17 protein-coding genes and 1 pseudogene are annotated in these 19,491 nt (G+C 41.2%); 16 read left to right on the forward strand and 2 right to left on the reverse strand.

Annotated features, from left to right (window positions below; genetic code table 11):
* Positions 1 to 327: 327 nt before the first annotated feature.
* The 10 genes and pseudogenes from AC0L13_RS02730 to AC0L13_RS02775 all read left to right on the forward strand — a co-directional run bounded on the left by AC0L13_RS02730 (position 328) and on the right by AC0L13_RS02775 (position 11,090).
* Entirely contained in the window at positions 328 to 1,899 is a 1,572-nt protein-coding gene (locus AC0L13_RS02730) for a PucR family transcriptional regulator (protein WP_473643702.1), read from the forward strand.
* Between the two features lie 213 nt (positions 1,900 to 2,112).
* Positions 2,113 to 2,763 carry an aspartate/glutamate racemase family protein gene (locus tag AC0L13_RS02735; protein ID WP_473643704.1) on the forward strand — a complete coding sequence of 217 codons (651 nt, stop codon included), beginning with the start codon at positions 2,113 to 2,115 and terminating at the stop codon, positions 2,761 to 2,763.
* Entirely contained in the window at positions 2,760 to 4,328 is a 1,569-nt protein-coding gene (locus AC0L13_RS02740; protein WP_473643706.1) for an OPT/YSL family transporter, read from the forward strand. The genes AC0L13_RS02735 and AC0L13_RS02740 overlap by 4 nt, the downstream gene beginning before the upstream one ends.
* 13 nt (positions 4,329 to 4,341) lie before the next feature.
* Positions 4,342 to 5,391 (forward strand): DUF917 domain-containing protein, encoded by a 1,050-nt coding sequence (locus AC0L13_RS02745; RefSeq protein WP_473643708.1) that lies wholly within the window; start codon positions 4,342 to 4,344, stop codon positions 5,389 to 5,391.
* Between the two features lie 16 nt (positions 5,392 to 5,407).
* On the forward strand, positions 5,408 to 6,346 hold the full coding sequence (locus AC0L13_RS02750) for a DUF1177 domain-containing protein (RefSeq protein WP_473643710.1): 939 nt from the start codon (positions 5,408 to 5,410) through the stop codon (positions 6,344 to 6,346).
* Positions 6,346 to 7,017 (forward strand): AroM family protein, encoded by a 672-nt coding sequence (locus tag AC0L13_RS02755; protein ID WP_473643712.1) that lies wholly within the window; start codon positions 6,346 to 6,348, stop codon positions 7,015 to 7,017. Before AC0L13_RS02750 ends, AC0L13_RS02755 begins: the two co-directional genes overlap by 1 nt.
* A gap of 192 nt (positions 7,018 to 7,209) precedes the next feature.
* Positions 7,210 to 8,121, forward strand: coding sequence for an aminopeptidase (locus AC0L13_RS02760; RefSeq protein WP_473643714.1), 912 nt, complete (start codon positions 7,210 to 7,212; stop codon positions 8,119 to 8,121).
* Positions 8,122 to 8,301: 180 nt separating this feature from the next.
* Positions 8,302 to 9,858, forward strand: a complete 1,557-nt coding sequence (locus AC0L13_RS02765; RefSeq protein WP_473643716.1) for a stalk domain-containing protein — start codon at positions 8,302 to 8,304, stop codon at positions 9,856 to 9,858.
* A 531-nt stretch (positions 9,859 to 10,389) separates the two neighbouring features.
* A pseudogene (locus tag AC0L13_RS02770) lies at positions 10,390 to 10,612 on the forward strand (alpha/beta hydrolase family protein); the annotation flags it as partial.
* Positions 10,613 to 10,784: 172 nt separating this feature from the next.
* Positions 10,785 to 11,090 (forward strand): hypothetical protein, encoded by a 306-nt coding sequence (locus tag AC0L13_RS02775; RefSeq protein ID WP_473643718.1) that lies wholly within the window; start codon positions 10,785 to 10,787, stop codon positions 11,088 to 11,090.
* Positions 11,091 to 11,309: 219 nt separating this feature from the next.
* Here the strand turns inward: AC0L13_RS02775 and AC0L13_RS02780 are convergent, their stop codons facing one another.
* Positions 11,310 to 11,678: a hypothetical protein gene (locus AC0L13_RS02780; RefSeq protein ID WP_473643720.1), complete on the reverse strand. Its 369-nt coding sequence runs from the start codon at positions 11,676 to 11,678 to the stop codon at positions 11,310 to 11,312.
* A 58-nt stretch (positions 11,679 to 11,736) separates the two neighbouring features.
* Entirely contained in the window at positions 11,737 to 12,327 is a 591-nt protein-coding gene (locus AC0L13_RS02785; RefSeq protein ID WP_473643723.1) for a TetR/AcrR family transcriptional regulator, read from the reverse strand.
* A gap of 148 nt (positions 12,328 to 12,475) precedes the next feature.
* Here AC0L13_RS02785 and AC0L13_RS02790 point away from each other — a divergent pair, with 148 nt between their 5' ends.
* Genes AC0L13_RS02790 through AC0L13_RS02815 form a run of 6 tightly spaced genes read left to right on the forward strand, consistent with a single transcriptional unit; the run spans position 12,476 to position 19,416 of the window.
* Positions 12,476 to 13,438, forward strand: a complete 963-nt coding sequence (locus tag AC0L13_RS02790) for an ABC transporter permease (RefSeq protein ID WP_473643725.1) — start codon at positions 12,476 to 12,478, stop codon at positions 13,436 to 13,438.
* A 16-nt stretch (positions 13,439 to 13,454) separates the two neighbouring features.
* Positions 13,455 to 14,345, forward strand: a complete 891-nt coding sequence (locus AC0L13_RS02795; RefSeq protein ID WP_473643727.1) for an ABC transporter permease — start codon at positions 13,455 to 13,457, stop codon at positions 14,343 to 14,345.
* A 1-nt stretch (position 14,346) separates the two neighbouring features.
* Positions 14,347 to 15,363 carry an ABC transporter ATP-binding protein gene (locus tag AC0L13_RS02800; protein ID WP_473643729.1) on the forward strand — a complete coding sequence of 339 codons (1,017 nt, stop codon included), beginning with the start codon at positions 14,347 to 14,349 and terminating at the stop codon, positions 15,361 to 15,363.
* On the forward strand, positions 15,364 to 16,356 hold the full coding sequence (locus AC0L13_RS02805; protein WP_473643731.1) for an oligopeptide/dipeptide ABC transporter ATP-binding protein: 993 nt from the start codon (positions 15,364 to 15,366) through the stop codon (positions 16,354 to 16,356).
* Positions 16,357 to 16,409: 53 nt separating this feature from the next.
* Positions 16,410 to 17,978, forward strand: a complete 1,569-nt coding sequence (locus tag AC0L13_RS02810) for an ABC transporter substrate-binding protein (RefSeq protein ID WP_473643733.1) — start codon at positions 16,410 to 16,412, stop codon at positions 17,976 to 17,978.
* Positions 17,979 to 18,015: 37 nt separating this feature from the next.
* Positions 18,016 to 19,416 carry a M14 family zinc carboxypeptidase gene (locus AC0L13_RS02815; RefSeq protein ID WP_473643735.1) on the forward strand — a complete coding sequence of 467 codons (1,401 nt, stop codon included), beginning with the start codon at positions 18,016 to 18,018 and terminating at the stop codon, positions 19,414 to 19,416.
* The last annotated feature ends 75 nt before the right edge of the window (positions 19,417 to 19,491 follow it).

The raw sequence follows: 19,491 nt of genomic DNA on the forward strand, positions 1-19,491 counted from the left end.
AATATAATATTCCTATCGTAAAAAGACAGGTAATTCAATCATACAGAATAAGTGTAAAATTTTCCAACCATATTTGTCGTTTGACGGGAGATTATGTTACATTGTTGCCGCTCCGTATTCAGGAATTCTACAAGTCTACAAGTCCACTAATATTGGGGTGAATGTAGTCATTTTTCCACTGATTGGAGTTTCGATAAGTTTCTGGATGTGTATCGGCATTTTTAGTTTGAATAAAATGGTAACCATTCCCCTTTACAGCAGCATGCTAAAAAGTGCTATGATGGTAACAATATTTTTTTCGAGCAACGATGGAGAGGAGGGGGAGATGTGGATGTTAGAGAAGCCTTAGAGATTGGCGAGCTGGTGAATAGTACGATTGTAGCCGGGCATGGCGGGGTTGGTCGTCCGATCACCTCCATAGAAGTCATGGAGGTTCCCGAAGTGATTAGTTGGGTGACGCCAGGTATCCTCGTTATGACTGCTTTTTATTCCATTCGGCATGATGAACGGAAGCAAGTGGAGATTGTTCAGACGTTAATTGATAAGGAAGCTGCCGGGATTGTGATCAAGCTGGGCCGTTTTGTCGATTCGATTCCGGTTGATATGATAGCGATTGCGAATGAGAATGATTTTCCGATTATCGTTATTCCGAAGAGTGTTTCGTATATTAATGTACTCACCCCGTTATATGAGAAGCTATATGAAGAAAAACAATTAGTGGAAAGTGTGAACAATCCTTTTGCTGAATTTGAGTCCAAAAGCCATGCATCCCTTTCGGAAGCATTGGATGAAATAAATGATATCGTCGGCAGCCCCGTTTATATAGAAGATATGGAAGGAGCGCTTATGTATTCTTCAAAAGACTTTCTTCCGAACGGCTGGAGAAAGTCCGATGCTCTTTTCGCAAAGCCGGTGTACCCTTCTTACCTTGAAGTGCTGGAAGATTGGAAGACGAGTTTAGTGACTCGGGACCGGACCATTCTTAAAATAGATGGCTTCCGTGATTGTCTTATTTTGCCGCTCGCATCCAACCAGCAAGTTTTTGCTACGATCCACATTCCATATGTTGAAAGACTGCATTCGATTCACATGTCGTCTAGTCAATTGAAGAAGTTGATTGCGAAGCTGATTGAACTGTTCATGAATGAACAGTTGTATTTGCAGAAAAAGCGGATTGAGCATTTGGAACATTTGGAGGAGTTTTCGTCTCGTGGGCAGGAAGAAGCAGAGTATTTTGTCATGCGTTTTCAAGCAAATTGGACAGAGAAACTGTTCTCTTCCTCTCCCTATTTAATCGATCCTTCTTGCCTCGTTTTAAAAGAACTGCATGGCTTGCTAGAACCATTATCGGATCGTACAATCATTGTCTTTGAAAAATATTACCACTTCTATGCAGTTGTGCAGTGTAGATCTGACGAGTATTCGATGATACTGGGCCAGCTAGAAAAACGGATGAACGAGCTATATGACGACCTGTATGTTGCAGCGGGGCCACTGCTGGGACATAGCAGACTGTTGGACGATGCCATCCGTTTGGTTGATAAAACGATGGAAATCGGTCGGAAATTGCGGAAGGATGAGACGTTTTATACGTACGATAAATTAGGGATCTATGAAATTCTAATTGGGTTAACGGCCGATGAGCATGTGCAAAGCTATGCTTATACATTGTTAAGTCCTCTATTGCAAAGCAATAATAAAGAACTATTGGAGACGCTACAAATGTATTTGAGTGAGAACGGGAATATGACCAAGACTTCTGAAAAACTGTTCATACATCGGCGAACACTTACGTATCGGTTGCAGAAGATACAGGAATTACTGAATATGAATATGGATGATGCAGAAATTCGATTTATTCTTCATTTCTGTTTGAAAATCAAACAATTATCAGGATGAATGCTTGTACAAGTCAATACATTTATGAATATTAAAAGGTCGATGAGAAGGTGACTATCTTCTCATCGGCTTTTTTATATAAATTTGGCAACCCGCCATTCACCAATTCTGATAAAAGAAAAGATGTGCAAAAAAGTGGACTGAGCTTTTCACATTTCTTGCATTACGAAGAATAGTTTAAATATTTATAATCAGTTGAAAGGGGTGGTTGAAATGTTGGGAATAATTCGAGTCCTTACAACAGATGACGATAATGTGTTGCTCGAACACGGAAAACGAATGTGGGAAACCCATCAAGTTAAGACAATTACAAAATGTATTAAAGACCAACCAAACGGTATTTATGATAATGAGTCGGAAATGATTGCCATTCCTAAAATCATCGCTCTTGCTAATGAGTTTATGCAACGGGATGAGATTGATGCGATCACAATTAGTTGCGCTGCCGACCCAGGACTTGACGAATTAAGGCGTTTGACCGATTTTCCGATACTGGGTGCGGGTGCCTGTGGTGCCAGGGCGGCTTGTCTCGTTGGCCAGCGCATTGCTGTTATTGGAATTACGGATCACATCCCACTAACGATTGAAAAGGGATTAAAGGATCAATTCCATTCGTATCGCTATGATCCAACGTTACGAAAAACAACTGATTTGCTATCGCCTGATGCGAAAGAGAAGTTGCTTGCGATTGCTCAGGAAGCCATTGCTGAGGGGGCAGACGTTGTTTTATTCGCTTGTACAGGATTTTCCACAATCAGGTTGAAAGATTACTTGGTCACACATGTCGATATTCCTGTTATTGATTTAGTAGAAGCACAAGCTACAGTATACGAGCTCATAAAGAGAGGGGAGGAGATAAGATGAACACTAAAACATTTGATTTTCCATTCATTATTTTTTCAATCATCATTTCCGTCTTTGGCGCAATTATCGGTATGCAATTGATTACCTCGTTAGGAATCACGCCAAACACATCCATTATCGGGGCGTTGATAGCAATGTTGATTGCTCGGATTCCGATGAAGATGTTTTACAAATACCGCTCGATCGAAAACCAAAACTTAATTCAAACATCTATTTCAGCTGCAACGTTTGGAGCGGCGAACAGTTTGTTGATCCCTATCGGAATTCCTTTTGTTATGGGGATGCCGGAACTTATTGTTCCGATGTTAATTGGTTCGGGACTCGCCTTATTAGTAGATGTTTTCATCCTTTATAAAGTATTTGACTCTAAGTTGTTTTCCGCAGATGAAACATGGCCGCCTGGTGTTGCGACAGCTGAGGCACTAAAGGCTGGGGATGAAGGTGGATCCAAAGCTAAATTCTTAGGTATCGGGATTGTAGGCGGGCTTGTCGGTTCGCATTTTGGTATCGCCATGTCGGCATTCGGAGTTGCCTTTATCGGAAACATATGGGCTTTGCTCATGTTCGGGATTGGTTTGTTGCTTCGGGGCTACTCAGATTCATTATTCGGTGTTGACTTGAATGCGTATTATATTCCCCACGGCATGATGATTGGGGCAGGAACCGTTGCCCTATTGCAATTCATTTTAGTGCTTGTTAAGTCAAAGAAAGAAAAGAACCCCGGTGACGTTCAAGAAGGAGAGCATATTAATTCACGTACTGACGCTGATATCAAGAAAGGGTTTGGGATCGGATTTGTTCTTTATCTGGTAGCGGCCGCCATTTTAGCTGTCATTAGTGGAATCATTGGCGACATGTCTGTGTTCCAGATTGTCATGTTTGTTGTCTTTGCTGCCTTTGCTGCACTTGCAAGTGAGATTATTGTCGGGATTGCGGCCATGCATTCCGGCTGGTTTCCAGCATTTGCTGTTACGCTCATTGCGTTGCTACTCGGAATGATGCTTGGCTTCCCGCCTGTTGCTCTAGCGTTATTAACAGGTTTTACGGCAGCAACTGGACCGGCGTTTGCAGATTTGGGGTATGACTTCAAATCCGGTGCTATTTTACGGAAAGACCAAAAGACTGCGATGGAACTATTTGGCCGAAGACAGCAATTGAAAAGTTCATTAATCGGTTTTGGAGTCGCTATTGCAATGGTTTCTTTGTTCCATAATTCCTTTTTCTCACAAAATCTCGTTCCTCCTGTCGATCATGTGTATGCTGCGACTATCGACAGTGGGTTAAGTGGAAACATCGGCATGCTCCTGTTGTTATGGGCCATTCCTGGAGCAATCATTCAATTAATAGGTGGACCTAAGCGTCAGATGGGGATTTTGTTTGCGACTGGGCTATTAATTGTAAATCCGATTGCCGGATGGGCCGTTATTGTGGGGATACTCATCCGTTTCATCGTTTTGAAAGTAAAAGGACAGGAAGCGGAAAATGCGATGTACACGATGGCTGCTGGATTTATCGCAGGAGATGCAATTTATAGTTTCTTCACTTCTCTTTGGAAAGCGAAATAATGGAGGTTTTAGTATGACAAAACGAAGACTGACAAAAGAAGATGCAACGAAAGCCGTTTATGGTGGCTGTATATTAGGCGGAGGAGGGGGTGGCTGGATTCATGATGGCCTTGCGAAGACCGAGCAGGCTTTTGCAATCGGGGCACCTGAGCTCATCACAGTAGACGAACTGCAAGATACGGATTACGTTGCATGTGTCTCACTTGTCGGAGCCCCATCCGCAAAGGCAGCGTATACAGACCGTCTTCAACTCATTTCAACAGTGCAGCGGATGCAGAAGGAATTTGATCGGCCGATTCAGGCGTTGATGACAAATGAAAATGGGGCTGCAACGACTGTTAATGGTTGGCTCCAAGCCGCTGCAACGGGACTTCCGTTCCTCGATGCACCGTGTAATGGAAGAGCGCATCCGACCGGTTCCATGGGATCCTTGAATTTATCGGAAGTTGAAGGTTATAAATCGATTCAGGCCTTCGCTGGTGGAAAAGGGTCAATGGAAGTGGAAGGGGTAGTGACCAGTACGCTCGATATTTCTTCCAATACAGTTCGTTCCGTGTCCGTCGAGGCGGGTGGTATGGTTGCCGTTTGCCGTAATCCCGTGTCCGTCGAGTATGTGAAAGAGCATGCTGCTGTCGGAGGAATTACACAAGCAATAGAATTAGGGGATGTATTCTTCTCAGTTCCAGAAGGACCGGAACGAATTGAAGCTGTTGCATCCCACTTGCATGGCCGCGTCATTCATTCTGGCACCATCAGCAGTTTTGAATTGAAGGCTATCAAAGGGTTTGACGTAGGATTCGTTCAAGTCGACAGTTTGGAGCTGACATTTTGGAACGAATATATGACAGCCGAAATGAACGGAGAACGGAAAGGGACGTTTCCAGATCTCATCATGACTTTCGATGCGGAAACCGGCATGCCTTTAGTGAGTGCGGAGCTAAAAGAAGGTCTTGCAATTGCAGTCATCTCCGTTCCGAAAGAATACTTGAAGCTAAGTTCTACGATGTCCAATAAGAAACTACTGCAAGCAATTGAACCAATTGTGAATAAAAGTATTATTTGAAAAGGATGATGAACAAATGTCGTTAAAATATACAATGGAAGTTATTGAATTACTAGATGACGTGAAAGCTAGCGGAGAATCCGTAGTCCGTCTATTCGATGGTTTTGAACATTGTACAGCAACATATGAAACCGTTGCGGGACAAGAGGGCTCTACCGACTTTGTAAAAATTGTCATTAAAGGGACGGAAGGCAAGTCAAGTGGAGGAGACGCGCGCACATTAGGTATTGTCGGCCGGTTGGGTGGATTAGGTGCCCGCCCGCAGCGTATTGGCTTTGTGTCGGACGGTGACGGAGCTGCGGCAGCGGTAGCCATCGCATTGAAACTTGCAAACATGTCTGTCAAAGGGGATCGATTGCCTGGAGACGTGATTGTCACGACTCATATTTGTCCGACTGCCCCTACGCAGCCACATGAGCCGGTTGATTTCATGGGATCGCCAGTTGATATCTTAACGATGAATCAATATGAAGTCGTTCCTGAAATGGATGCAGTCGTTTCGATTGATACGACGAAAGGGAATCGTGTGTTTAATCATCGAGGAATTGCCCTTTCTCCAACAGTGAAGTCAGGATATGTCTTGAAATTCGCTGATGAATTGCTACGCATTATGGAGATGACGACGGGTGAACTACCGGTGACATTTACGGTAACGACCCAAGACATTACACCGTATGGCAATGACGTATATCATATTAATAGCATTCTCCAACCAGCCGTGGCGACGGATGCTCCCGTTGTCGGAGTGGCAATTACGGCAAAAACAGCTGTACCGGGAAGTGGCACCGGGGCAAGTCATGAAGTGGATATTGCCCAAGCTGTCCGATTCTCTATTGAAATTGCAAAAGAGTTTACAAGAGGTCAAATCGAATTCTATGATGCGGAGGAATTCGACCGTTTGGAAAAACTTTATGGCTCAATGAAGCATTTACAAACTTTAGGGATTGATGAGTAATGCCAGGTAGAAGTGTTGGTGTTTTAACAATTGGACAATCTCCACGTACGGACGTTACACCTTCTATAGAAGCGATTCTAGGAAATAGTGTGTCGATTGTTGAGAGCGGTGGTCTAGACAGCTTGACTGACGAAACAGTACGTTCTGTCGAACCGGATGAATTTGATACAACGTATATTTCAAGAATGCGTGACGGAAAATCCGTAAAAATGGGCAAGAGCAAATTGTTGCCATTATTACAGGCGGAGTTGAGTGCGCTTGAGGAGACAGTTGATATTGTGCTTATGCTCTGCACAGGGGACTTTCCGACTTTGAAAGCGAGAAAGCCAATTGTGTATCCTGACAAAGTATTAAATCACATCGTCAGCGCACTTCTCCCTTCAGGGTCTCTTGGGCTCATCATTCCACTTGAAGAGCAGCGTGAGACATTGCTTTCGAAGTGGCGACAGGAAGAGTTGAAGATATTTGCAGAGGTTGCTTCACCATATGAGGAAAGTGACATTGCTGGCGCAGCCCTTGCACTACGAGAGCAAGGTGCTGATCTGATCGTGTTGGATTGTATGGGGTACAATGAACAACATAAATCAGAGGCCATAAAAGGAAGCGGGCTGCCAGTCCTTCTTCCTCGTACACTTGTAGCGCGAATCATTGCCGAGTATATCGCTGAATAGGGCATGTCTATAAAGTAACAGAACTATAATTATTAGCAAAACAGCAAAGACAGCAGCAGACGCGCGAATAGCGAAAAGTCCTGCTGTTTTGCTTGTTTTGATGGTTTTATAACATTTGGCATTGGAACCCTAATTGCGTTATTGTTAGTTTTATACAATGTGTTTTTTATCAAAACGAAAGGGTGTTGAACAATGAAAGATTTCCAACAAACAGTTGCTGCATTAATGGCTAACAACTTTGCACTGGAAAAGAACGTGACGATTCTAGTGTTGATGGATATGAGTACAGAAAAAGTAGGGAGGAAATTTGCAGAAGTATTAAAGGATGATGGCTGGCTAATTAACACTCACTGTATGGAGGATCGGAAAAAATCGGGAGAAGAGCCGCCGGAAGAAACAGCAAATGAAATGCTGAAGTATGAACTTGTTTTCTGTCTAACAAAGCACTCATTAACACATACGGTGGCACGTAAAAATGCAAACGCAAAAGGAATAAGCGTTATCACGATGCCAGGTATTACCGAGGATATGTTTTTACATGGCGCGATGTCAGCAGATTATAGCAAAGTAGAAGCAGAAACAAAAGAAATGACGCTAAAACTGACAGAGGCTGAAACGGTTACGATTCGTACTGGAAAGAATTATGAGCTCGTCATTCCTGTACAAGGCAGAAATGGCGTACCAAGCACTGGCGTATTCAAGGAACCTGGTGCATCTGGAAATCTCCCATCCGGGGAAGCTTACATAGCCCCACCTGAAGGCGAAGCAGAAGGTACGATTGAGATCAACGGTTCGATTGCTGGGATAGGCTTACTTGAAAATCCAGTTGTTCTGACCGTGGAAAAAGGACGTCTCGTAAATGCGACGGGAACAGATGGAGAAACGCTGCTCACACTGCTAGGCGATGGAGATGGACGGTACCTTTGTGAACTCGGAATTGGAACAAACCATGCGGCCCGCTTAACTGGTAATATTCTTGAAGATGAAAAAGCGTACAATACAATTCACATAGCATTCGGCTCCAACCACACGTTCGGAGGTACTATTAAGACGAACGTGCACATTGATTGTGTTACGAAAAATCCAACTGTACTATGGAAGTAGTATGTACAATATACGGGCCGACCAATATCTATTGGTCGGCCTTTTGATATATCGAATGAGCAAATGTCGACTACAATGAGATAGTTTATATAGTGTCCTGCATATGAAAAATGAATTGTATAGGCGCCTCTCTCCGGTATATAATATAATAGTTTTTGACTATCTATTAGGAGGAGTATTGTGAAAAAACTACTAATCACTTTCATGTTGTTGTTATCATTCTTAATGCCTACTGTCTCTGCATCAGCCGAAACGGTTTCCCCAACATTCGATCTTTGGGTCAATAATATGCAGGCGGAGTCTATGCCATTTTACAGCGCAGGCACTTTGTATGTTCCTTTCGGGGAAATTGCAAACAAGATGGGAGAAGAGGTTACAGTTCTACCATCACGTAAACATATTTCGCTCTTCAGGCGCGGTTTCTCCTCAAGCGTAACAGACGGTTCTACCATAGGTATTGTCAATGGCAGCATCGTTCCTTTGAAAACGATAGACGTGAATGGACAACGTAAGAACGCTGAGGTGAAGGCGGTTTATAAAGATGAGGAAGTGTATGTCCCTCTAGAGTTCATTGAAGCTGGAGAAGGTTTGACATATCCAGTGGAAGTAATTAAAGAGGAGAACTTAACGACGATTTATGTCGGGGAACTACCTAAGTCTGTGAAGGACTTGATTCGGAAAAGAACACTTGAAGTAAAAGTGAACAATAAGTTACTCTCAGGTAAATTAAGTCCGTTTGTAAGTGATGGTACTACATATGTCCCGATTTTGGAAATTGCCAAACTGATGGGTAGTGAACCATATGCGATTAAAAATCAAGTCATGGTGCCGTTAAGTGGTATGAAAAGAGCTACGGTCACGGTTGGAAAATCGATTGCCTCCATCTTTGATCCCCATGAGAATCGGCAGTCTAATACTTGGACGGTTCCATTGAAAGAAATAATGGTTCATGCGAATCCTGTCATTGTGAATGCGAAATCAATTCAAAAAAATGGACACGTTTTCGTTCCCTTAGAATTCATCTCTTCTACGAGTGGTTTGAATTATGAAGTGAAAACAGTTAAAGATCAAACGAAGACAACCATTTACATAGGAGCGCTTCCCGCTTCTTTACAGGAACCGATCAATCAAGTCGGCTATGCCACTCAAAGGGTCGGTATGGTCTCGGCGCCTGGAAAAATTTATAGTATGAACAACGTCGTTAAAAATCAACAGATTCATATTTACGGAGCTCAAGGAAATTGGTATAAGATCAAAATGGGCAAGCATGTCGGGTATGTTCCGAAAGATCATATCAAACTTGGGAAAACGCCGGCAAAAGGAAAAATGTTTGCCGACGGATGGGTTGCACCTACGTTGAAATCTAAATGGAGTAAAGACCCGCAAGTCAATCGAAGAACGCTTGAAAATGAATTAGGCTTTACTGATGGTGGCGCTGTTTTTGACGTGTACGGGATGGTCCGAGCAATTGAAGTCATTCAAAATAGCAGCAAGTCGCAGGAGGTAGGCATTCAGTTTTACGGCTGGCAGTCATCCGATGTGGAACAATCGTATCGCATTCCGATTGTCTCAAAAGAGTTATTTAAACTGTATTTCGGAAAAGATGCAGACCGCGTGTGGAATTATTTCAATCGAAATGATATCCCTGATAAATTTACCGCTAACGGAAGAACAGTGAAAGCACGATATGTTAAAGCAACCGGCTCGATTTATTTGGAAGTGGGTCATAAAAAGTAATACTGGCAACAAAATTGAGTAGAGATAAATAGAAACAGCCAACTGTCAAAATCCAGTTGGCTGTTTTGTTGAGAATATGGCAGCTCGAACTGCCAGTATTCATTATCCGCACAATCTATTATCTGACGCCACCAAGCGTTATGGAACTTAACAAAACACTTTCAAATGAAGAGGTAGTTTGACCAATCATGCATATCTGCGTATAAAATATTTATTTTCATTCAAATTTGTTTAGTCTTACTGACTCTTGTTTTTATATGGATACCCATTTTGTTTACCATATAAAGAATTGTTGGTCAAACCGAGCATAGTTGCCGTTATAATCTTGGGCAGCTGTAGAGTTATATTGGATAAGTTTTACAGTTAGGGTTGATACATAATGACCGTACAAATTTACCGGAACTGATCCATATGAGCTATACCCGTCAACAATCCAAGTAAACCCTATGCTCATAGTTACCATTGCAATCGTATAATTTTCGATGGACGCTGTTATGCCAGTAGTAATTTCCTTGAAACAAAAAGTCAGCCCACGCCGACAAGATTAAAACGCCTTTATTTGTTGCGCAAGGTGCAAACGATCCTTGTGTCAACAAAGGCTGAATCCAATCAAATTGTAGAAGCCTTGCAAAAGAGAGGTATCGATGTCGAATACATGTTAAAAGAAAATGAAGGATATGGATTCCAGAACGCAGAAAACCGCATTGGATTTTATCATGCGATGATCGAGTTTTTTGATAAGCATTTGAAATGACAGTGAGGCCCCTCGTTTAAGCGAGGGGCTTTCTGAGTTTGTTTCTAATGCTTTTACTTACTTGGATGAACTAGAGATACATACTTATCCTTATTAAATAGTTGAATTGTCCGACAAATAATTGTTCTTCTGTGATATAATAACCAAGAGAAAATCATAAGGAGTGTTGCCTATGTCTATGTATAAAACACATATTATTTGGGGGGACTATCCAGAAACGGATGATTTAATCGAAGAATTACTGCAAAATGAATTAGACACCATTACTGTCATAGATGAAGATATGAAGAGCGGTGTGAAGAGAAAAGGCGATATTACATATGCTGCAAAAGAGTATGTGGAACATGCCCGATTTAGCCAGGTAACAGAATTCCACTATTATTACATCCCTCCAATGAGAAGGAAGGGAGGACCTGCGTGGAAAGTTAAGCAGGTGTTCGGGATGTTACATGAATTTCAGGCTGAAAAAAGACGATAAGAAGCTTTGATTACAGCTGTTGGAATATAACACCTCTGCTATCTTTCTTACCACTGAATGAAAACAATAAGTTTTAAAACCGCGTGGAAGTGATTACACGTTCAATGGAACGATTGTGAACTACACCTCCAATTGTTAACGTGTGTCTCGCAATTGGGGTGCAGTTCATGAGTGATTGGCTTATTATCTTTTTATTATTCACACATTAGGTTGAAGGTTTTACATCTGCATTCTCCTTTTGAGAATAGGTGAAAAGATCAAATTGGCTACCTGACGAAGAAATGGTGTTGTAAGATGTCTGATTGTCCAATCCTCATCAATTCCTACATAACTCTCCCAATTTGTAATCGTGATGATTCTCATCTCATTGATGAATTCCTCTGTCAAAAATCCGAACAAGGTAATCTTTTTTATGATTAACCGAAGTTTTGCAACGGGCATATCTGTCCCTAACAGTTGGACAAGTGAGTGATAAGAAATTACCAGTTGTCCAGGCCGAATCGTATACAATTCCCCATAGTACTTCCACTGTTTTTCTTCGGTACTTGCCATCAGCAGCATTTTCACTAAGATTTCTTTCTTCTCCACTGTTGCCTCTGGCCAAATCCTCTGAAAATATCCATCACTACGTCTGTACATCGTAATTCTATTTTAGAATTCCATTCAAAAATATATCTTTAAAATAATGATCTTTTATTTTTTGCCTTTCTTCTGTATCCGTAATGTTATTCTCTCTGAAATAGTTGTGGATGGTGAACATTGACGTTGTATACAAATAATAAACGAAATCCAAATTCAAATCTTTCTTTAACTTATGAGAACTTTTATAGTGCATTAATTCTTCTATTAAAAAGGCGTGGAGTTTTTTACTGTACTCACCAAAATAGAATTTCTGCATGACAAACATCGGGACGTCATACCATGTTTGGTTGAATCTCACTTCTTCCTCGGTGCAAAGCTCTTCGATCGGTATTGTTCTCTCGCTAAAAAGAATGTCTTTGTTAATTTCTTTTGCCTTTTCCATGTACTTCATCTCTACTTCTGTTAAGAAATGCAAGTATAAATCCTCTTTGTCATAGAAGTATTGATAAAAACTGCCGACAGAGATATTGGATTTTTTGGCTATCTCCCTAATATGTACATCTTCATAATTGGTATTGATGAATATGTCGTATGTCGCTTGAATGATCCTCTCCTTTTTTTCATCTGATAGATTGAAATAAGTTGACTTTGGCATAGCAATCCCTCCGAAAATACTGATATGAAATATAATATCAAAGATTCTAAAAATAGTATTGACATAGAAAATTATGATTGATATGATTCTAATCATAATATGAACAGGTTCATAATGGAAGGGAAATATACCAAAAGGCGGTGGTACGATGAAAAAATATGTTGCGAAAAGAGTACTGATGGGCTTGTTAACAATCCTTGTCGTATTCACGATAAATTTCATTATCATACGGCTAGCACCGGGCAGTCCCATCTCAACAATCATGGGGAAAGACAATGACGACCCGATCTTAAGAGCCGCACTAGAAGAAAAGTATGGGTTTGACCAGCCATTGATATTTCAGTTCTTCATCTATTTGAAAAACGCATTAACCGGGGATTTTGGACTTTCAATTATTTATAATAAAGACGTTTTGACTATGATTTCTGAAAGGCTTGGGCCCACTTTATTATTAGTGCTTACTGCAGCGTTGTTAGCTGTTGTTATTGGAACATTCATGGGCATGTATGCAGCAAAACACGAAGGCTCAAGAATTGATGTATTCTTTTCGGGAGTTTCATATATTTTCAATTCCATGCCGGCATTTTGGTTGGGGCTCATCTTAATTATTGTTTTTTCTTCTGTATTAGGTTTGTTGCCCTCCTATGGAATGATCAGTACGAGGACGACGTTAAGTGGGACGGACTATTATTTGGATGTGCTGAAACATATGATTCTGCCGGTAAGTACTCTGGTGCTAGTCGAAATCCCGATCTATTTTAGGATTGCAAAGTCTTCAATTATGCAAACACTGAATGAAGATTTTATCGTCACACTAAAAGCAACAGGTATGAGTGAGAGAAAGATTTTTAATAAGTATGTACTTAGAAATGCAATATTGCCGACCATTACAATCTTTGGTATCTCGATGGGCTATTTGATCACTGGCGTTGCATTGATTGAAATCGTATTTGCGTGGCCAGGAACGGGAGATCTTATGCTGACAGCAATTAACCAAAGGGACTATCCAACATTGATGGGAATCTATTTGATCATGTCAGTATCTGTTGCTCTAGTAATGGTGGTTGTCGATATTATTTACGCGACATTGGATCCACGAATCAGATTTTAAAAGGGGGGATGTAATCATGGTCATGTCAAAGAAGGGTTTATATGTAGGAAGAAAAGATAACAAGAAATTGAATAATACCTTGCTGAAAATAAAAAGTGACACAGAATTGAAGCTTGGAATGATCGGGCTGACTCTGTTGCTATTTGTCGCTGTTTTTGCTTCAATGCTTGCCCCATTCGACCCTTATTATTTCGGCCCGGATATTCTAAATAAACTTGGTGAAAACCAACATATTTTGGGAACCAACCACCTTGGACAAGATATCTTTAGCATGATTTTATATGGTGTGCGAACGTCCCTTTTAATTGCTGTCGGTTCTGCATTGATTTCAGCAGTGATTGGAATTGTGATTGGTGGGATTGCAGGATATTTTGGTGGAAAGATCGATTTGGTAATTACTGAGTGCATCAATGCATTTATGATGGTCCCGACATTCTTCCTGATCCTGTTGATCATCGCTCTTTTCGACAGCAGCATCACTAATGTCATGATTGTTATCGGACTTACCACTTGGCCGAGCAATGCGAAATTGATCAGGGCCCAAGCGCTTTCCATAAGGGAAAGGACATATGTGAAAAGTGCAATCGCCATGGGTGAAACGAATCTACAGATTTTATTCAAATACATTATTCCAATCGGTATATTCCCTGTTTTGGCAAATACGACGATTGGAATGTCGAATGCTATCTTGACGGAAGCAGGCTTAAGTTTTTTAGGGCTAGGTGATCCGAATGTCATTAGCTGGGGACAAATGATTTTTATGGGGAAACAGTATTTGACGTCGGCATGGTGGATTTCGACCTTTGCCGGAATTGCGATTGTGTTAACAGTCACTGTCTTTTATTTATTGGGAGATGGGTTGAACCACGTATTGGATCCTAAGCATAAAAACAGAAAGGATGCTTAATATGGATACAGTTCTTGAGTTAAAAGATTTTAACGTCACATATAAGAACAAAAACAAAAAGGTCTATGCAGTGAAAGATGTAAATTTAACGATCAACAAAGGGGATTCATTAGGGGTCGTCGGCGAATCGGGTTCAGGTAAATCAACTTTGGCAATGGCGTTATTAAGGTTATTGCCCGAAAAGAATAGTGAAATTACCGGTAACTCCTATTTCGGGGATAGCGATTTGGTGCAAGCAAGTGAAAAAGAATTAAAAGCAATTAGATGGAAGGAACTCTCTGTCGTCTTTCAAAAATCAATGAATGCGCTTAGCCCGGTTCACAGAATCGGAGAACAAATTGAAGATATTTACAGGGTGCATAAACCGAAGGCAAGCAAAGAAGAAATATTTGACCGGATAAAAGCTTTGCTGAAATTGGTGAATTTATCAGAGAGAGTTTATAAGATGTATCCGCATGAGTTATCAGGCGGAATGCTGCAAAGAGTTTCCATTGCCATCAGTCTGATTCATGACCCGAAACTTTTGATCATGGATGAAGCGACAACGGCATTGGATGTCGTTACACAAGGCCAGATCCTTGAAGAGATTGTGAAAATGGAACAAACATTGGATGTAACAAGAATTATGATTACCCATGATATTTCTGTAGTCGCAGCGACTTGCAATAAGATAGCTGTTCTATATGCCGGGGAACTGATGGAAGTAGGCTATGTAAAGGATATTTTAAAGAATCCCAAACACCCATATACTGAAGGATTGCTAGCATCGTATCCATCCTTGACCGGGAAAAAAGAGCTTTTAACCGGCATCAAAGGCAGCTTGCCCGACCTATCCGAAAAATATGAAGGCTGCATTTTTGCTCCAAGATGCAAACACGCAATGGAGCAGTGCGTAAAAAGTAAGCCTGATGAAGTGCGAATGACGGATGAAAACAGAGTTTGGTGTCATTTATATTCAAATTACGACGGGGGTGAAGTGATAAATGAAAAGGAAAAACTGATGGAGGTGAACGGATAAATGGTAGAGAAAACACCCTACGTGAAAATTGACAGTATTTCCATGTGGTATCCGCAAAAAGGCAAAACATTGACCCAAGTGCTCAAGCGGGAAAAGAAATGGGTTAAAGCGGTGGATAATGTGTCGCTTGAATTGGAGAAAGGGGAGATTTTAGGCGTAATCGGTGAAAGCGGCTGCGGCAAGTCGACTTTGGGAAGGGCGTTGGCAAGATTAGAAAATCCTACCCAAGGCGATGTGTTCATCGAAGGTGTGTCAACACAAAATCTTATCAAAGAAGACCAACGAAAGTTTAGAAGAACTGTTCAAATCGTCTTTCAAAATCCTTTCGATACGTTCACTCCGCGGGATACGATTGGGAAAATATTAATGAGGCCTCTAAAACTGCATCGGATTGGAAAAAACGAGGAGGAAAGAATCGAAAAGTGCATTGCGCTCTTAGAGTCTGGCGGACTGAAACCCGCTGAGGAAATTATGAATAGATATCCCCATGAACTATCTGGAGGGCAATTGCAGAGGATCTCAATTCTACGCTCCATGCTTTTTAATCCCCAATTTATTATTGCGGATGAACCTGTGTCCATGCTAGATGTTTCTGTAAGGGCGGAAATTATCAATATGCTCTTAACGTTAAGCAAGGAAAATGATGCTACTGTCGTTTTCATTAGCCATGATATTGCTCTGACAAGATATATATCAGATAAAATCGCTGTCATGTATTTAGGTAAAATTATTGAATACGGGGATAGTGAAACGATTATTAATCACCCTCAACATCCCTACACACAAGCATTGATTTCAAATACATCTTCAATAGATCCCGATGAAATAAGAGAAACAATTAAGGTGGAGGGGGAACCGCCAACTCCTGTGAATCCGGGGCCGGGTTGCTATTTTGCTCCGCGCTGCTTTAAAGCAACTGAAAATTGTTTCAAACATTATCCAGAAACGGTTGAGCTGGAGAAAGGTCATTTGGTCAGCTGTTCGGAGATTTGACATATTTCTATTTAAAATTAATGGAAAATTCGAAAAGGGGAAGGTGTAGCAGTATGAAAAAGAGAATTTTTGCATCAATAGTATTCAGTCTATTGGTTGCTATTCTTGTTGCTGGCTGTTCAGATTCAAACGCTTCAGACTCCGCAGGGAATGGCGAAAACGTTCTTATTGTAAGAACAACAGGGGATCCGATGTCATTCAATCCTGATACGACAGCGGATGATAATGCGTATCCGATTGTGCAGAACTTGTTTAACCGGCTCGTGAAATTGGACGCTTCCAAACAGATCATTCCTGATTTAGCGAAAGATTGGACTGTCAGTGAAGATGGGTTGTCCATTACGTTCAATCTAAAAGACAACGCCAAATGGCATGACGGAGAGCCTGTCACAAGTGAAGACGTGAAATATACATTCGATACGATCAAGGAAAACAAAACCTATTACTTCAATTCCAGATTGGAAATCGTGGATTCGATTGAAACACCGGATGAGCATACTGTCGTGTTCAATATGAAATCCCCGGATGTCTCATTCATAGCGGATCTTGGATGGTATGCAACATTCATCTTGCCTGAGCATGTTTTTAATACGGATGTTTCGTGGGATGAGAATGCCGCCTCTAAAGAACCGATTGGATCGGGGCCGTTCAAGTTTGGGGAATTTAAGCAAGGTGTGAATATAACCTTGTTACCGAACGAAGAATATCATGACGGAAAACCGAAGATTGACAGACTAGTATTTTCAATTATTCCGGATGAACAAACAGCTATTCAAGCATTGGTGAATGGTGAAATTGATGTGTTTGATAATGTACCTACAGCAAGTGTGGAGCAGTTGAAGAGCAACGATAAGGTTCGATTGGAACTGAATGAGTATCCGTCACCTGCACGAATCATCTTCAATCTGACGAAAGAAGAAGTTGCAGACGTCAACGTCAGGAAAGCGATTGCAACAGCAATCGATAAAGAAGAAATATCGAATAAGGTATATGCCGGCGTTCAGAAACCGGAATATAGCATGTACCCTTCCTTGATTGACTGGGCTGCAAATACAGAACAGGCTTCACCTGAATTCAATCTTGAAAAGGCAGAGCAAATTCTAATTGATGCTGGGTATGAAAAGGATGCAAACGGATTCTATGTTTCAGGTATTCCTTTGGAAGTATTTGAAGGAAGCGGTTATCCCGATATGGCCAACCTGATGAAAGCGACATTAGCGAAAGCGGGAATCGGCATCGAAATCAAAGTAAGCGAATTTAATGCTTGGAACCAAAAGGTGACGATTGATAGAGACTTTGTTATGGAACTTCAAGGTGGCTTTATGGGACCAGACCCTGCGGCGATGGCGAAAAGATATGGCACGGGTGTAGGAAGCAACTATGGGGAATACAGCAACACCAAATTTGATGAATTAACAAAACAGGCGGCTTCTACTGGCGACCAGGAATTGAGATCTCAATACTACAAAGAAGCTCAAGCTATATTGGCTGAAGATTTACCATTCATCCCGATCGTAACCTATGCGGGTTATGATGCAAATAATAGCTCTGTCATCAATTTGCCAATTGACGGTACTGGCAAATGGGGATGGGGAGAATATACTTTTACGGAATTCAAGTAATGATTTTTTAAAAAAATAACAGTTAGTGGAGGTAATTATGAATAAAATTTTCGATGAGGTAGTCCAAAACATACCAAATTACACGGAGTTTTTGACTGTGGATGAAATGGACGCTAGCAGCCATAAATTAGCTAAAGAATATCCTGACGTCGTAGATATCTTTGAAATTGGACGAACAAGGGAGAATCATCCGTTACACTGCTTGAAAATCGGGGAAGGTTCGAAAAACGCTCTTATGTTTGGGCTTCCACATCCAAATGAGCCGATTGGGGCAATGATGTTGGAATACTTTTCTCGTGAGCTGGCTTCCAACGAAGAGCTAAGAAATGAGCTTGATTATACATGGTATATCATCAAAGCATGGGATGCGGACGGAACCAAGTTAAATGAAGGCTGGTTTAAAGGACCCTATACTTTATACAATTATGCAAGAAACTTTTTCAGACCTGCCGGACATCAACAAGTGGATTGGACGTTTCCAATTGAATACAAAAAACTGAATTTCAATGATTCTATTCCGGAAACAACGGCCATGATGGAACTGATCGATAAAATCAAACCTGAATTTATTTATTCATTGCACAATGCCGGATTCGGCGGTGCGTACTGGTATATCACCCATGAAACGAGCGAGGTCTATGATGAATTGCGTCAGTCAGCGGTCAAACATGGTGTTCCATTGAGTCTAGGTGAGCCCGAAGCCCCTTATTGCGAGGCGTATTCACCGGCGATCTATCAAAGTTTGGGCATTCGACAAAACTATGATTATCTAGAAAAATATGGTGTGAAAAACCCCGAGAAGCATATCAATGTGGGGACATGCAGTGCAGATTACGCGAAAGATGAGTATGACAGCTTTACTTTACTGACGGAGTTGCCTTACTTCTATGATGAAAGAATAAAGGATTTATCAGAATCCGATAAAACGAGGAAGGAAGCTATTCTAAGCAGCTTAGAGTTTTCGGAGGAGTCGGACAAGTTTATTCTGAAAGTAATGGAAGAAACGAACCCATATACTTCTAAGGACAATCCGTTCAGATTAGCGCTGGAAGCATTCACGGATACGAAAGAAGGGAATGCTGCCACAAGAGAAATGGTGCTAACTGATTCAAAGTTTGCAAAAATGGCAACCGTCGCTGAGGAATTTGACAACTTGCTCGTTTCTAAGTTCTATAAAATGCTATCCTACGGTTTGCTAGTTAGATTGAGCGAATCGGAATTGGAGAAGTTAAAAGAGAATTCGGAAGAAAATGCCGAGAAAAAAGCAGTTTTGGAAAAAGCTTTTCAAGACGCATTGGCTGAATTGAAAAAACTGAGCGATCGATTGGAAGAAGAGATTAATTACCAAGTCGTGCCAATTCAAAAGCTTGTGGCCATCCAATTGGAATGCGGCCTGATACTGGCGGATCATTTGCAAAAAAATAAAGTTGCTAAATAAGATACAATACGTTGTTGCTTCATTTGAAAGTTTAGTTCTGACATTCGGAACGATTAAAGCAAAGCGGAACACACT

The sequence above is a fragment of the Sporosarcina sp. QA0331 genome (assembly GCF_055808055.1).